At 73.1% G+C, this 14,948-nt stretch carries 13 protein-coding genes and 1 riboswitch; of the genes, 2 read left to right on the forward strand and 11 right to left on the reverse strand.

What is annotated here, in order from left to right; translation table 11 throughout:
* Nucleotides 1-2: 2 nt before the first annotated feature.
* The 6 genes from ACFYP0_RS16935 to rpe all read right to left on the reverse strand — a co-directional run bounded on the left by ACFYP0_RS16935 (nt 3) and on the right by rpe (nt 5,715).
* A complete protein-coding gene (locus ACFYP0_RS16935; protein WP_112584600.1) occupies nt 3-1,268 on the reverse strand; it encodes a bifunctional 3,4-dihydroxy-2-butanone-4-phosphate synthase/GTP cyclohydrolase II in 1,266 nt (421 codons plus the stop codon).
* Entirely contained in the window at nt 1,265-1,954 is a 690-nt protein-coding gene (gene pnuC, locus ACFYP0_RS16940; RefSeq protein WP_355581199.1) for a nicotinamide riboside transporter PnuC, read from the reverse strand. Before pnuC ends, ACFYP0_RS16935 begins: the two co-directional genes overlap by 4 nt.
* The gene (locus tag ACFYP0_RS16945; protein WP_386996642.1) at nt 1,954-2,598 is read right to left on the reverse strand and encodes a riboflavin synthase; all 645 of its coding nucleotides are present in this window, start codon (nt 2,596-2,598) and stop codon (nt 1,954-1,956) included. The genes pnuC and ACFYP0_RS16945 overlap by 1 nt, the downstream gene beginning before the upstream one ends.
* A gap of 1 nt (nt 2,599) precedes the next feature.
* Nucleotides 2,600-3,661, reverse strand: a complete 1,062-nt coding sequence (ribD, locus tag ACFYP0_RS16950) for a bifunctional diaminohydroxyphosphoribosylaminopyrimidine deaminase/5-amino-6-(5-phosphoribosylamino)uracil reductase RibD (protein WP_124856520.1) — start codon at nt 3,659-3,661, stop codon at nt 2,600-2,602.
* 166 nt (nt 3,662-3,827) lie between these two features.
* A riboswitch (FMN riboswitch) is annotated at nt 3,828-3,998 on the reverse strand.
* Nucleotides 3,999-4,076: 78 nt separating this feature from the next.
* Nucleotides 4,077-5,033, reverse strand: coding sequence for a response regulator (locus ACFYP0_RS16955; protein WP_124856518.1), 957 nt, complete (start codon nt 5,031-5,033; stop codon nt 4,077-4,079).
* A 1-nt stretch (nt 5,034) separates the two neighbouring features.
* Nucleotides 5,035-5,715 carry a ribulose-phosphate 3-epimerase gene (gene rpe, locus ACFYP0_RS16960; RefSeq protein WP_124856516.1) on the reverse strand — a complete coding sequence of 227 codons (681 nt, stop codon included), beginning with the start codon at nt 5,713-5,715 and terminating at the stop codon, nt 5,035-5,037.
* A 254-nt stretch (nt 5,716-5,969) separates the two neighbouring features.
* Here rpe and ACFYP0_RS16965 point away from each other — a divergent pair, with 254 nt between their 5' ends.
* Both ACFYP0_RS16965 and ACFYP0_RS16970 read left to right on the forward strand, forming a co-directional pair.
* Nucleotides 5,970-6,860: a septum formation family protein gene (locus ACFYP0_RS16965; protein ID WP_124856514.1), complete on the forward strand. Its 891-nt coding sequence runs from the start codon at nt 5,970-5,972 to the stop codon at nt 6,858-6,860.
* A gap of 82 nt (nt 6,861-6,942) precedes the next feature.
* Entirely contained in the window at nt 6,943-7,833 is an 891-nt protein-coding gene (locus ACFYP0_RS16970; protein WP_124856580.1) for a septum formation family protein, read from the forward strand.
* Between the two features lie 51 nt (nt 7,834-7,884).
* Here the strand turns inward: ACFYP0_RS16970 and ACFYP0_RS16975 are convergent, their stop codons facing one another.
* From ACFYP0_RS16975 to ACFYP0_RS16995, 5 genes are all read right to left on the reverse strand, one after another.
* The gene (locus tag ACFYP0_RS16975; protein WP_112622036.1) at nt 7,885-9,363 is read right to left on the reverse strand and encodes an RsmB/NOP family class I SAM-dependent RNA methyltransferase; all 1,479 of its coding nucleotides are present in this window, start codon (nt 9,361-9,363) and stop codon (nt 7,885-7,887) included.
* Nucleotides 9,318-10,244, reverse strand: coding sequence for a methionyl-tRNA formyltransferase (gene fmt, locus ACFYP0_RS16980; protein WP_112639917.1), 927 nt, complete (start codon nt 10,242-10,244; stop codon nt 9,318-9,320). The genes ACFYP0_RS16975 and fmt overlap by 46 nt, the downstream gene beginning before the upstream one ends.
* Before the next feature lie 5 nt (nt 10,245-10,249).
* A complete protein-coding gene (gene def, locus ACFYP0_RS16985; RefSeq protein WP_124856512.1) occupies nt 10,250-10,807 on the reverse strand; it encodes a peptide deformylase in 558 nt (185 codons plus the stop codon).
* Between the two features lie 45 nt (nt 10,808-10,852).
* Nucleotides 10,853-12,121, reverse strand: coding sequence for a cytochrome P450 (locus ACFYP0_RS16990; protein ID WP_124856510.1), 1,269 nt, complete (start codon nt 12,119-12,121; stop codon nt 10,853-10,855).
* Between the two features lie 142 nt (nt 12,122-12,263).
* On the reverse strand, nt 12,264-14,747 hold the full coding sequence (locus ACFYP0_RS16995) for an ATP-binding protein (RefSeq protein WP_124856508.1): 2,484 nt from the start codon (nt 14,745-14,747) through the stop codon (nt 12,264-12,266).
* Nucleotides 14,748-14,948 lie beyond the last annotated feature (201 nt).

Raw genomic sequence — 14,948 nt, forward strand, 5'->3', positions numbered from 1 at the left:
CGTCATGCTCCGATCTCGTCGTTGGCGACCGGACGCCCCAGCGGCGCCTCGGACACCTCGTCCAACTCGTCCAGCAGGTGACCCATCCGGTCCCGCTTGGTGCGCAGGTAGCGCATGTTCTCCGGGTGCGCGCCGACCGGCAGCCCCTCGCGGCCGGTGATGGTCAACCCGTACCCCTCCAGCCCGGCCCGCTTGGCCGGGTTGTTGGTCAGCAGCCGCATCGACCGCACGCCCAGGTCGTAGAGGATCTGCGCGCCGGTGCCGTAGTCGCGGGCGTCGGCCGGCAGGCCCAGGTCGAGGTTGGCGTCGACGGTGTCGCGGCCCAGGTCCTGCAACTGGTACGCCTGCAGCTTGTGCAGCAGGCCGATGCCGCGCCCCTCGTGCCCACGGACGTAGAGCACCACGCCCCGGCCTTCCTGCCCGACCCGAGCCAGTGCGGCGTCCAGCTGCGGCCCACAGTCGCAGCGCAGCGAGCCGAACACGTCCCCGGTCAGGCACTCGGAGTGCACCCGGACCAGCACGTCCTGGCCGTCACCGATGTCACCCAGGACCATCGCGACATGTTCGGCCGGGTCGTGCTCGGCGCGGTAGCCGAGCGCCCGGAACACCCCGTGCTTCGTCGGCATCCGGGCGTCGGCGACCAGCTCGACCTGCTTCTCGGTACGCCGCCGGTAGGCGATCAGGTCGGCGATGGTGACGAGCGTGAGGCCGTGCTCGGCGGAGAACTTCTCCAGGTCCGGCAGGCGCATCATGGTGCCGTCGTCGTTGACCAGCTCGCAGAGCACGCCGGCCGGACGCAGCCCGGCCAGCCGGGTCAGGTCGATCCCCGCCTCGGTGTGCCCCGGTCGGCGCAGCACCCCGCCCTCGCGAGCGCGCAGCGGCACCACGTGCCCGGGGCGGGCCAGGTCGGTCGGGTCGGTCGCCGCGCCGGCGAGCAGCCGGCTGGTGTGCGCGCGGTCGGCGGCCGAGATGCCGGTGCTGACCCCCTCGCGGGCGTCCACTGTCACCGTGTACGCGGTGCCCCGCCGGTCCTGGTTGGTGTGGTGCATCGGCGGCAGGTCGAGCCGGTCGGCTTCGCTCTCGGTCAGCGCCACGCAGACGTAGCCGGAGGTGTAGCGGACCATGAACGCCATCAACTCCGGCGTGGCCAGCTCGGCCGCGAAGATCAGGTCGCCCTCGTTCTCCCGGTCCGCGTCGTCGACCACGACGACCGGCCGGCCGGCCGCGATGTCCGCGATCGCCTGCTCGATATCCCCAAAGCTGGTCATGCGACAGCCTCCGTGTAGATGGGCGTACCGACGGTCGCCGGTCGGACGGCGCGGGAGGTGCGCCACCAGGCGGCGAAGCCCCAGACGCAGAGGGCGCCGTAGATCAGGTACATGACGGCCGACGGGTAGAACCCGCCGCGTAGCAGCAGCGGCACGCCGACCGCGTCCACAGCGATCCAGAGCAGCCAGAACTCCACCCAGCCGCGGGCCATGCCGTACGTGGCCAGCAGGCTGCCGGTGAGGATCCAGGCGTCGGGCAGCGGGCCCCAGGAGCCCAGGGCCTTGAGCAGCGGGTACGCCGCGGCGGTGCCGATCACGGCGGCCACCAGCAGCATCAGTCGCTCCCGTCCGGTGGCCCAGCGCGGCACGACCGCCGCCTGCCCGGCGTCGGCGCGACGGTTGCGCTGCCAGCGCCACCAGCCGTAGACGCTGACCGCGAAGAAGAACACCTGCCGGCCGGCCTGCCCGTACAGGTCGTGCTCCTGCGGGGTGGCGAACACTCCGCCGAGGAACACGGTGAGGAGCAGCGCGTTACCGATCATGCCGACCGGCCACGCCCAGACCAGCCGGCGCAACCCGAGCAGCGCCGAGACCAACCCGAAGGCGTTGCCGACGATCTCCCTGGCCAGCACCGGCGAGCCGGCGACGTGCACCTGCGCGTCCAGCAGCCAGCTGAGCGGGCCCATCAGGCCACCCCGCCCGGATTGGAGGCCAGCTTGCGAGCGTCGGCGTCGGTGAGCCGGTCGCCGAGCAGCCGCTCCACGTACTTGGCCAGCACGTCGACCTCCAGGTTGACCGGGTCGCCGACGCCCTTCGCGCCGAGCGTGGTCAGCTTGAGCGTGGTCGGGATCAGCCCGACGGCGAACTCGTCCGCGCCGACGGAGGCGACGGTCAACGAGACGCCGTCGATGGTGATCGAGCCCTTCTCCACCACGTACCGGGACAGGGCGGCGGGCAGTCGGAACCGGACGGTCTCCCACTGCTCGGCCGGCTCCCGGGAGATCAGTTCACCGACGCCGTCGACGTGGCCCTGCACCAGGTGCCCGCCGAGCCGGCTACCGAGCGCGGCGGCCCGCTCCAGGTTGACCGGGTCCCCGGGGCGCAGCGCGCCCAGCGCGGAGCGGCGCAGCGTCTCCCCCATCACGTCGGCCGTGAAGACACCGTCGGCCACCTCCACGACGGTCAGGCAGACACCGTTGACGGCGATCGAGTCGCCGTGCCGGGCGTCGGACGTGACCAGTGGGCCGCGTACGCCCAGCAGCGCCGAATCGCCTGCCGTCGGCGCGACCCGGACGATCTCGCCCAATTCCTCGATGATGCCGGTGAACATCTCAGCCCTCCCTTTTCCGGGGCAAAGCGGTGATCCGGAGATCCGGACCGATCTGCGTAACGTCGACAAACTCCAGATCGATGGCCTCGGCGATGGTGGTCACTCCCGCGTCGACCAGAGCGGTCGGGCCGGCGCCGAGCAACCGCGGCGCGACGTACCCGACGATCTTGTCGACCAGGCCGGCCTCCAGGAACGCGCCGGCCAGCCGGGGGCCGCCCTCCAGGAGCACCGCGCGGACCCCCCGCTGGTGCAGCGCCGCGAGCAGCGCCGACAGGTCGACCCGGCCGTCCGGGTCGGCGCCGACCTCGTCGGCGGTCGCGATCCACGTCCGTGCGGCGCCGTCGCGGACCCGGGCGTCAGCCGGGGTACGCCCCGAGCTGTCCACCACCACCCGCAGCGGCTGCCGGATGGCCAGGCTGCCGTCGCGCAGGTTGCGGGCTGTCAACCGGGGGTCGTCGGCGAGCACGGTGCCCACCCCGGCGATGACCGCGTCGACAGTGCCGCGCAGCGCGTGCACGTCGATCCGGGCCGCCTCCGAGGTGATCCACATACTGGTGCCGTCGGCCGCGGCGGAGCGCCCGTCGAGAGTGGCGGCGTACTTCCAGATCACGTACGGCCAGCCCCGGCGCATCGAGGTCAACCACGCGACGTTGCCGGCCTCGGCCTCCTCACCGCGTACCCCCAGATCGACCCGGACCCCGGCGGCGCGCAAGGTGGCGGCACCCCCGGAAGCGACCGGGTTCGGGTCGGGGACGGCGATGACCACCCGACCCACCCCGGCCTGGACGAGCGCGGAACTACAGGGGCCGGTGCGGCCGGTGTGATCGCAGGGTTCCAGAGTGACGACAGCAGTGCCGCCCTTGGCCCGCAGCCCGGCCTGCGCCAGGGCGACGATCTCGGCGTGCGGCCCCCCGGCGTACGCGTGGAAGCCCTCGCCCACGACCTCGCCGCCCTCGTCGAGGAGCACGCACCCGACCACCGGGTTGGGGCTGGTGGTGCCGAGCCCGCGCGCTGCCAACTCGATCGCACGCCGCATCGCCTCATCAACGGAGACGCTGGCCATTGCGCTGCCCCTGCCCTCTCACTCGCCGGTCCGCGCGCGGGCGGTCAGGGAGGCGGTGGCCATGGGGCCACGGGCAGGCGGTGGCGGATTCCGGGAACGGCACAGCCGCCCCGGGGGGTCGGCACGGCACGCTGAAGCCAGCGGCCGGCTCGGACCCGTCCGTCCCGCGCGCTGTCTCCCATCCGGACTGTCTGGGCGCGGACGAACCGCCCCCAACCGTCGGCCCCGGATTTTCACCAGGTCCACCGGACGGCAGAGCCGTCCGGGTCGCGGGCTGACCACGGTTGGACCGTGGATCACCGCCGGTTCGGAATTTCACCGAGTCCCGCCAGCGCGTGGTGGGTACACGGGAAGTCTTACACGCCGATCCGGCTCCGCCGCCACCTAGGCGAGCTACTTCACAGCGGTATCACGCTCAGGTGACGCCGCGACGCCGGTCCACCGCCACGTACGAGCCCGGTTGGCTCTTGGCCACCGTCTTCATCTCCGAGGCCACCGCGATCGCTTCGAGCGGGTCGGTGAAGCGCTTGCCGGCGTCGGAGAGGGACACCCCGATGGACAGCGTGACCAGGGCCGCCCGCCGGATGTTGCCGCGTCGATCCTTCAACTCGACGAAGCCGCGCTCCCGGTCGGTCGGGTCGTAGAGCGTGTCGGCGGCGGTCTCGAAGTCGACGACCGCCCGGGACGTCAGTGGGCGCACCTGGTCCGGGGCGCAGACGATGACGAAGTCGTCACCGCCGACGTGACCGAGGAAGGCCGGAGGCAGCCCGACGCCCACCACCGCCCGGTGCAGGCTGCGGGCGAGCGCGGAGATGAAGTCGTCGCCGCGCACGAAGCCGTACCGGTCGTTGACGCTCTTGAACCGGTCGATGTCGACGTAGCCGACGGCGTAGTCCACGCCGTTTCGGACCCGATCGCTGATCTCCCGACGGATCCGGCTGTTGCCGGGCAGCCCGGTCAGCGGGGAGACCTCCCGGAACTCCTTGTTGCGGCGCAGCGTGGACGAGACCCGGGCCACCAGCTCGGCGGTGTCGAACGGCTTGACCAGGTAGTCGTCCGCGCCGGCGCTGAGCCCGTGCACCTTGTCGACGGTCATCCCCTTGGCCGTCAGCATGATCACCGGAAGGGCGGACGTCATCGGGTCGGCGCGCAACCGGCGGGTCAGCTCCAGCCCGTCGATCCGGGGCATCATGAGGTCGACCACCGCCAGGTCCGGCCGCTGGCGCTCGATGATCTCCAGGGCCTCCTGGCCGTCGCTGGCGTGGATCACCTCGAAGCCGTGCAGCCGCAGGTTGAACTCGACGAACCGGGCGATGTCCTCGTCGTCGTCCACGACGAGAATGATGTCCTTGCGGTCGGCCTCGGGCTCCACCTCAGGCCCCGGGCGCCGCGCGTTCCGCCAGTGCCCGCAGGTGCCGTACCGCCTCCGCCGGGTCGGCGGCCCCGTACACGGCGGTGCCGGCCACGAACGCGTCGGCGCCCGCCGCGGCCGCCTGCTCGATGGTGTCGGCGGCGATCCCGCCGTCCACCTCGATGCGCAGCTCCAGGTGCCCGGCCGACACGTGCTGCCGGGCCGTCCGCACCTTCTCGAGCAGCTGCGGAATGAACCGCTGCCCACCGAAGCCCGCCTTGATCGTCATGATCAGCAGGGTGTCGAAGCTGGGCAGCAGGTCCAGGTAGGGCTCGATCGGGGTGTCCCGGTCGATGGCCAGGCCCGCCTTCGCACCGGCCGAACGCAGGTCCTTGGCGAGCGCCACCGGGTCGTCGGACGCCTCCGCGTGGAAGGTGACGTTGTACGCCCCGGCGTCGGCGTACCCGGGGGCCCACCGGCGCGGGTCCTCGATCATCAGGTGCACGTCGAAGGGCATCGCCGTGACAGCCCGCAGGCTCTGCACCACGGGCAGCCCAATGGTCAGGTTCGGCACGAAGTGGTTGTCCATCACGTCGACGTGCAACCAGTCCGCGGCGTCCTCGATGGCGCGGACTTCTTCGGCGAGGCGGGCGAAATCGGCGGCCAGGATGCTCGGCGCGACGATCGGCGGCGGTACGGTCACGGGGCCAGTGTACGAACGTGGCGACCCGCCACCCGCATCGCGGCACCATCGGGGACGCGCTGTGATCCAGCAGTGACCACTGGTGCAGAATTGGACGCTCCGGACCCCCGAATCCGGACGAACAGACATCAGCCACTGGCCGATCGACGGAAACGCGACGACACTCCAACCGGGACGGTGCCGTAGGCTGCACGCCCGCCGGGGTCTCGCCGCGGGGCGCGGCGACCGGCCGCCAGCTCCCGGGAGGGCGGACGATGCGACGGTGGCTTCCAGCGCTGGTGCTGGCCAGCGTCACGACGATGCTGCTGGCCGGCTGCACGCCGGCGCGGGGCGCGGACGGTGATCTCACCGACGACTGGCCGACGCTGCGGGTTCCGAAGCCGTTCGCCCCCGCCACCGACACCTGCCTGCCACGGATCGCCACAGTCGTGCAGGCCAGCACGTACGAGACGGTGGACTGCGCGCGCAACCACCTGGCCGAGACCATCCACGTCGGCACCTTCGTCGGGCCCGACGCGCTGACCGAGGCCCGACCGGAACCCGGATCGTCGGCGCTGAGCACGGCTCGCGCCGAATGCGACCAGCGGGCCCGGGAGGTGCTCGGCGGCGACTGGCACACCGCCCGACTCGCGTTGTCCCTCGCCTTGCCGTCCGCGCCCGCCTGGGCCGGCGGCGCCCGCTGGTTCCGCTGCGACCTCAGCGAGACCGGCAGCATCGACAACACCCGCCCGGTGAACCGCACCGGCAGCCTGCGCGGCGCGTTGATCGGCGACACGCCACTGACGCACCGCTGCTTCGACCCCAAACTGATCGGCGACAACCTCAACTACATGGCGCCGGTGCTCTGCACCGAGCCGCACCGCGCCGAGTTCGTGGGCGTCTACGAGGAGCGGGACATGAGCTGGGCGGAGTTCACCAAGTCCGCCGAGCAGGCGCACCAGCGCTGCATGGCCCTGATCGCCGAGTACGCGGCGGTACCCAACAACAGCGAGCTGCCGTACCGGGCCGGGTCCATCTACTACCCACCGTCACAGCGGGAGTGGGAGGAGGGCGACCGTGGGGTGCGCTGTTTCCTGTGGAGCGACGACCGCAAACTCACCCGCTCGATGCGCGGCGCCGGTCCCGAGGGACTGCCCGCGATCTGAGCGTCGTTGCCGTATGCTGCTGCGCCGTGGCGCCATCGACCGGCTGGGTCCGGTCGGGGGCCAGCAGCGGCGGGAGGTCGGAATGCGACGGTGGCTGGCGGCGTTCGCCGGGGGTGGGGCGCTGGCCCTGGCACTGGCCGGGTGCGGCGCACCCGCCGGAATCGACACTGACCTCATCGACGACTGGCCGGCGCCCGTCGCGGCGCAGCAGTTCGTCCCCGCTGCCGACGTCTGCCACCAGAGTTCCCAGCAGGTCGGCTTCCTGACCGGTTACAACCCGACGGCGTGCACCGAGGCGCACCGGGTGGAGACCATGCACGTCGGCACCCTCACCGGCCCGGGCGCCGACGGCGGCACTCCCCCGCAGCCCGGCTCGGCCGGCATGCGGGCCGCGCAGACGGGGTGCGACACGGCGGTCAACAAGGCGGTGGGGGCCGACTGGCGTTCCGGGCGGCTCGGCCTGACCGTCGTGCTGCCGTCACCGCAGGCCTGGTCGGGTGGGGCCCGCTGGTACCGCTGCGACGTCACCGAGATCGCCAGCATCGACGACACCGCGGTCGACCTGCGCACCGGCAGCCTCCGGGGCGCGCTGTCCGGAGCGGCCCCGCTGGCGTACCGCTGCTTCAACCCGAAGCTGGTCAAGGACGACATCGACGAGATGGTCCCGGTCTCCTGCACCGCCAAGCACCACGCCGAGTTCGTCGGCGTCTGGCAGGCGCCGGACACCAGCTACGCCGAGTTCACCCGCAGCACCAAGCGGACCCACCGGGCCTGTCAGACGATGATCGCCAAGTACGCCAAGGTTCCGGACAACTCCCAGCTCGACTTCCGCGCCGGCACGATCTACTACCAGCCGTACGAGGAGGAGTGGCGCAACGGGAACCGGGGCGTGCAGTGCTTCCTCTGGATCTCCGACCGGAACCTGACCCGCTCGATGAAGAACGCCGGCACCAAGGGCCTCCCGGTCACCTGAGCGCGCACCGCGTCCGGCCGGTCGGGTGACCGGCCGGACGCGTGGGTCGGATCAGCCTCGGCGCAGGACGGCGAGGAACATCGCGTCGGTGCCGTGGCGGTGTGGCCAGAGCTGCACGGTCGGCCCGTCACCGAGACCGGGCATGCCGGCCGGCAGCAGCGGGCGGGCGTCCACGAAGTCCACCGCAACCCCGCTGCGGCGGGCCGCCTCGGTCACCGTCACGTGCGTCTCGACGGTGTGCGGCGAACAGGTGACATAGGCGACCAGGCCACCCGGGCGGACCGCCCGCAGTGCCGCGCCGAGCAGTTCCCGTTGCAGCCGGGTCAGCGGCGGCAGGTCGGACGGTTGGCGACGCCAGCGCGACTCCGGCCGACGACGCAGCGACCCCAGCCCGGTGCACGGTGCGTCGACCAGCACCCGGTCGAAGTGCTGCTCCGGCAGTTTCGGGTCGCCGCCGACCTCACGGCCGTCCATGGTCAGCACGGCCACCGGCAGGTCCCGGGTCGCCAGGGAGACCAGCCGGGCGCGGTGCTCGGCCACCTCCACCGCGGTCACCCGGGCACCGCGCTGCGCGGCCAGCGCGCCGAGCAACCCGGCCTTGCCACCCGGGCCGGCGCACAGGTCCAGCCAACGTCCGTCCGGGCCGTCCAGCGGCGCGTCGGCGAGCGCGGTGGCCACCAGTTGGGAGCCCTCGTCCTGGACGTGGGCCCGGCCGTCGACCACCGCCGGGATGTCGCCCGGCGATCCGCCGGGAAGATAGACGGCGTACGGCGAGAAGGCACCGGGGGCACCGCCGACCTGGTCGGCGAGCTCGACCGGGTCGATCAGGCCGGGCCGGGCGCACAGGTGCACCGGCGGGCGCTCATTATCCTCGATCAGGAGGCGCTCCGTCTCACCCAGATCGCCGCCGAGCGCCTCGGAGAAGGCCCGCACGATCCACTGCGGGTGGCTGTACGCCAACGCGAGGTGCCCGACCGGGTCGGTCTCCATCGGTGGAGCGAGCTTCGCCACCCAGGCGTCCGCGTCACGGCTGGACACCTCGCGCAGTACCGCGTTGGCGAAACCGGTAGCCCCCGGTGCGACCGAACGGACCAGGTCCACCGTCGACGAGACCGCGGCGTGCGCCGGCACCCGGGTGTGCAGCAGTTGGTACGCCCCGAGCCGCAGCGCGTCGCGTACCGGCGGGTCGATCCGGGCCACGTCCCGGCCGGCCGCGTCGGTCAGGATCGCATCCAACGTGCCCAGGTGGCGCAGGGTGCCGTAGGTCAGCTCGGTGGCGAAGGCCGCGTCCCGACCGAACAGCCCCTCCTCCCGCAGGATGATGGGCAGCACCAGGTTGGCGAACGCGTCGTCCCGGTGCACCGCCGCCACCGCCTCGTACGCGGCGCGGCGCGGTCGGTCCAGCGGTGGTCGGACCGGGCGGCGATCCCCGCCACGGCCGGTCGACGGGCCGGAGCGCGTCGGTCGGGTTCCCTCCGGTGCCGTCACGCGAAGTCCTCTCCTGTGCCGACCCGGACGCCGCGCGCCCAGTCGGTCGCGTCCATCGCCCGCTTGCCCGCGGCGCGGACCTCACCGAGGCGTACCGGCACCGTCGCCGTGCCGGCCAGCACCCGGGACTTCTCCACCAGCAACTCCCCCGGCTTCAGCTCGGGGCCGTCGGGCACCGGGACGACCGGGCCGAGCTTCACCCGCTCGTCGCGGAACGTGGTCCAGCCGCCCGGCGCGGGCGTGCAGGCCCGGATTCGCCGGTCCACGGCGAAGGCCGGGTCGCCCCAGCGCACCCGCGCGTCGTCCACTGTCAGCTTCGGCGCCAGCGACACCCCGTCGGCCGGCTGCGGCTCGGCGCGGGCAGTGCCGTCGGCGATCGCGTCGAGCACCGCCACCAGCAGCCCGGCGCCGGAATCAGCGAGCCGCCCCAGCAGGTCGCCGGAGGTGTCGGTGGCGCGGATCTCGTCGGTCAGCGTGCCGTAGACCGGGCCGGTGTCCAGACCCTCCTCCAGCTGGAAGACGCTGGCCCCGGTCAGCTCGTCGCCGTGCAGCACGGCGTGCTGCACGGGCGCGGCGCCACGCCACGCGGGCAGCAGGGAGAAGTGCAGGTTGATCCAGCCGTGCCGGGGGATCTCCAGGGCCGCCGGCGGCACCAGCGCGCCGTAAGCGACCACCGGCACGCAGGCCGGCTCCAGCTCGCGCAGCCGGTCGAGGAACTCCGGGTCGCGGGGTCGGGCCGGCGTGAGCACCTCGACGCCGTGCTCGTCGGCCCACGCGCCGACCGGCGAGCGGGACAGGCCCCGCCCACGCCCGGCGGGCGCGTCGGGCCGGGTGACCACGGCCACCAGCTCGTGGCGGGAGGCGGCGACGGCGGCCAGGGCGGGAACGGCGACGGCCGGCGTACCGGCGAAGATCACGCGCATCCGGGTCAGCGCCCCAGACCGAAGGGGTCGCTGATGTGCGGGCTGAGCTTGACCGTGGGCGGGGCCGCGGCGTCGTACCACTCGGCCTGGCGGATCGCCTTCATGGCATCCTTGCGCCCCTCCGGGTCCAGTCGGTCCAGGAAGAGCACCCCGTCGAGGTGGTCGGTCTCGTGCTGCACGCAGCGCGCCATCAGGCCGGTGCCGACGATCTGCATCGGGTCGCCGAACGAGCTGAAGCCCTTGGCGACGACGTTCTGCCGACGCTTGGTGTCGAAGTAGAGCCCGGGGATCGACAGGCAGCCCTCCGGGCCGTCCTGCTCCTCCTCGTCGGGGAACTCCAGCACCGGGTTGATCAGGTGCCCGAGGACATCGTCGACGTCGAAGGTGAACACCCGCAGGCTCACACCGAGCTGTGGCGCGGCCAGGCCGGCGCCGTTCTGCTCACGCATCGTGTCGGTGAGGTCGGCGACGAGCCGACGTAGCTCGGCGTCGAAGTCGACCACCGGATCGGCCGGCGTGCGCAGCACCGGATCCCCAAACAGACGGATGGGCTGGACGGTCACGCGGGACGGCTCCTTCTTCGGACGGACGAGCGGTGCCGTACCAGTCTACGGAGTGCCCGGCCGGGCGCCGGGCGGCGCACCTCGCTCAACCACCGCCGGTGTGCCCAGCGTCACCGGGACGCTCTCGTAGCCTCGCAGAGTGAGCCGGGTGCGGTGCCGGGGAACCTCGGCCAGGGCCAGCTCGGGCAGGCGGCGCAGCAGCATCGGGAAGGCCAACTGCGCCTCCAGCCGGGCCAGGCCCGCGCCGAGACAGTAGTGCGGGCCGGCGCCGAAGGACAGCGGGTGCGCCTGCGCACGGGTCGGGTCGAAGCGCTGCGCGTCGGAAAACCGGCGCGGGTCGCGGTTGGCGGCACCCAGCAGCAACAGGGTCGTACTGCCGGACGGCAGGTCGAGCCCGCCGCAGCGCACCGGCGCGGTGCTGGTCCGGGTGGTCAGCTGCACCGGGGAGTCGTAGCGCAGCAGCTCCTCCACGTACGCCGGGGCAAGGTCCGGATCGGCGCGCAGCGCGGCAGCGGCCTCGGGGTGACCCAGCAGCACGACAAGACCGTTGCCGAGCAGGTTGGTGGTGGTCTCGAAGCCGGCGACCAACAGCACCACCAGGTTGGCCAGCAACTCGGGACCGGTGAGCCGGTCGCCACCAGCGTCGTGCACCTGGACCAGCGCGGTGGTCAGGTCGTCGGCTGGCGCACGACGCCGCGCGACGACCAACTCGACGAAGTAGTCGCGCAGCTCGGTGGCGCCGGCGTCGGCGACGGCCAGCTCCTCGGGGGTGATCTCCGGCTCCAGCACCCCGGTCAGGTCACCGGCCCAGCGGCGGAACAGCGGCCGATCCGCCGCCGGCACGCCGAGCAGCGCGCAGATCACGCCCACTGGCAGGGGGTACGCGAAGTCGGCCAGCACGTCGACCGGGGCGTGGCTCTCGGCCTTTGCCACCATCGAGTCGAGCAGTTCCTCGGCCTGGACACGCACCACGTCGCGCATCCCGGCGACCCGGCGCGGGCTGAACGCGCCGGAGGCGAGCCGACGCATCCGACTGTGGTCGGGCGGGTTGGTCCGCAGCATCGACCGGGCGATCGACGACACCGCGGGGCTCTCCCGCCAGTTCGGCCACATCTGGTCACGCAGCGCGTCGTCCAGCACCCCGAGGCGGGGATCGCGGAGCAGCTCGTCGACCTCCGGATAGCCGGTCACCACGTAGAGGCCCGGCATGGCCTGCACCACCGGCCCGTGCGCGCGCAGCCGCTCGTAGGTCGGGTACGGATCGACGCGCCCCTGCGGCGACATGAGCAGTGTGAGCGCCTCGGCAGCGTCCATGGTCGGCCTCCCCGTCGATGCGTCGGAGACCCCATCATCCCGGTGGTGGCCGCTCCCGGCAGTCCCCGTCGTGGCGGCGCGGGCACGGCTGGGCTCGGCGCGGGGCCACGATGTGCTCGATCCGCCGGGCGGCGCACCTCGCTCAACCACCGCCGGTGTGCCCAGCGTCACCGGCGGGCTCCCCGGCCAACAGCTCCCGCACCCGCTCGGCGTCCGGGTGGCCGAGATCGTCGAGGATGACCAGGGCCCGCCGCCAGGTACGCGCGGCGCCGGCCGCGTCCCCCACCGCCTGCCGGCTCTCGCCGAGCCGGGACAGGGTGTCCGCCTCGTCGTAGCGGTCGCTGACCCGCCGGTACAGCCCGAGGGCCCGCTGGAAACAGCGGATCGCCGCCGGGTGGTCGGCCAGTCGGGCGTGGATGAAGCCGAGGCTGTCCCAGGTGTTCGCCTCGCCGTGCCGGTCGCCTGTCGTCCGCAGCAGCGCCAACGCCTCCCGGCAGTGCCCGAGCGCCGGCTCGTACCGGCCGAGCTGGGCGTACGCCCACCCCACCGCGTTACGGGCGCTGGCCTCCCCGGCGACGTGCCGGGCGGCCCGGTACAGCGCCAGGGCCCGCTCGCTCTGCTCCAGGGACTCGGCGTGCCGGCCGAGCCCGTCGAGCATCGCGCCGAACGCCCGGTGGGTGCGCGCCTGCCCGGTGGGGTCATTCAGCTCCGCGAAGATCACCAGGGCTTGCCGGTAGTTCCTCGCCGCCTCGTTCACCCGGCCCAGCCGGGACAGCACCCGGGCGAGGTCACGGTGGGCGTTCGCCTGCCCGGGTCGGTCGCCGACCCGCTGCGCCCCGGCCAGGGCGTTGCGCTGCGCCACGGCCAGGTCCGGCCACCGCCCCCGGCGTTGCAGGAAGTCCACCAGTGTCCAGGCCAGCTGCCACGCGTGACCGTCGAACCCGGCCCGCCTCGCGTGGGCGACCGCCGCGAGCAGCACCGGATACTCGACGCTGAACCAGGCGAGCGCCTGACCGAGGTCGGTGATCTCCTCGGGCAGCACACCCGGCGCGGCGGCGGTGAGGGTGACCGGGTCCCGTCCCGGTTGCAACAGCAGTGCCGCCGCGTGGGCGGTGTGCAGGTAGTGGTCCAGCCCGCGCCGGATCGCGGCCCGCCGAGCCTGCTCCGGTTCGAGACGTTCGACCTGCTCGGCCGCGTACGCCCGGAGCAGGTCGTGCGCGCCGAACCGACCGGGGGCGTGCTCGGTGACGAGGTGCGCGTGGGCCAGTTCGGCCAGCAGTCGGGGCACCTGGGCCCGGGGCAGCCCGGCCAGACTGGCCGCCGCGGCGACCCCGATGTCCGGTCCGGGGTGGCAGCCGAAGAGCCGGAACAGGCGGGCCGCCGCCGAGGTCAGGCTCCGGTACGACCATGAGAAGACGGCCTGCACGTCGGTGCCGGCGTCCCCTCCGTCGAACGAGTCGAGTGGTCGCGGCGCCGCCCGCAGTTCGGCCGCGAGGGCGGCCAGCGGGAACGTCGGCTTCTCCGCACCTCTCGCGGCGAGCACGGCCAGCGCCAGCGGCAGCCGCGCACACCGCTCGATGATCTCGTCCACCGCCTGCGGCTCGGCCGCCAACCGGTCCGTGCCGAGCCGCCGGGCCAACAGTTGCCATGCTTCGGCGGTGCTGAGCAGGTCGACGCCGATCGGCCGGGCGCCCTCGGCGGCGATCAGGCCAGCGAGCCGGTTGCGGCTTGTTACCAGGACCAGGCAGTTCGGGCTGCCGACCAGCAGGGGTCGGATCTGGTCGGCGTCGCGGGCGTTGTCCAGCAGCACCAGCATCCGGCGGCCGGCGAGCAGGCTGCGGTAGAGGCCCACCTGCGCGGGCAGGTGGGTGGGGATGCGTTCGGGTGGTACCTCGAGGGCCTCCAGGAAACCTCGGACCGCCTCGACGGCCGTCACCACCGTTCCGGTGGCGTCGAACCCGCGCAGGTCGACGTAGAGCTGGCCGTCCGGGAAGCGGTGGGCGACCCGGTGCGCGAAGTTGACAGCGAGGGTCGTCTTGCCGACCCCGGCCGTACCGGACAACGTCATGACGGTGACCGACGCCACGCCGTCGTTCTCGGGCGCCACGGCGCGAGCGCATTCGGCATCGAGCTGGGCGAGTTGGGTCGCACGCCCGACGAACCCGGGCAGCGCCGGGGGCAGCTGGCGGGGTATCGGGAACCGGGGGGACGTGGTGCCGGCGCGTGGGCCGCCGACCCCGGCCCGCGCGACCGCCCGCCCGGTGGTGGCGTGCCCCCGGTTCGGGCGTCGGCGTCGCTCCTCGACCCGGTCCCGCGCGGTGGCCAGCACCCCCTGTTCGGCAGGGCTGGCCCCGAGCAGTCGGATGAGAGCGTCGAACCGCTCCGGCGGCGGCAGGATGTTGCCGGCGAAGTACTCCCCGATGATCCCGCGCGACCAGCCGGTCTTCGCGGCCAACTGCCGGTACGTCAGCAGGGTCTCGCCCTGCTGTCGGGCTTCGCGGCGGCGCAGCTGGCGCAGCAACCCGGCCAACTCGGGCAGTGTCTGCGCCTCAGTGCCGACGCGGACCAGCTCGGCTGACCCGTGTGACGTCTGATGAGTTCCGGACGGTACCCACTGCTCAGACATGCGACCCCCACCCCGGTCATCCGGCCCCCCGGACGCGCACGGGCAGGGTAATTCCGGCCCCACGCCGGTCGATAGACGGCCGCCAATGTTTGACAGTTCCACTGCGGACCGTTCCCCGTCCAGCGGTGTCCAGCGGTGTCCAGTCCCGTCCAGGATCCGCCCCCTGGCGTCAACGCCCCTGCCACCGTCCTGGTGCGGGCA

It is taken from the genome of Micromonospora arida, assembly GCF_042873195.1.
Taxonomy (GTDB): domain Bacteria; phylum Actinomycetota; class Actinomycetes; order Mycobacteriales; family Micromonosporaceae; genus Micromonospora; species Micromonospora arida.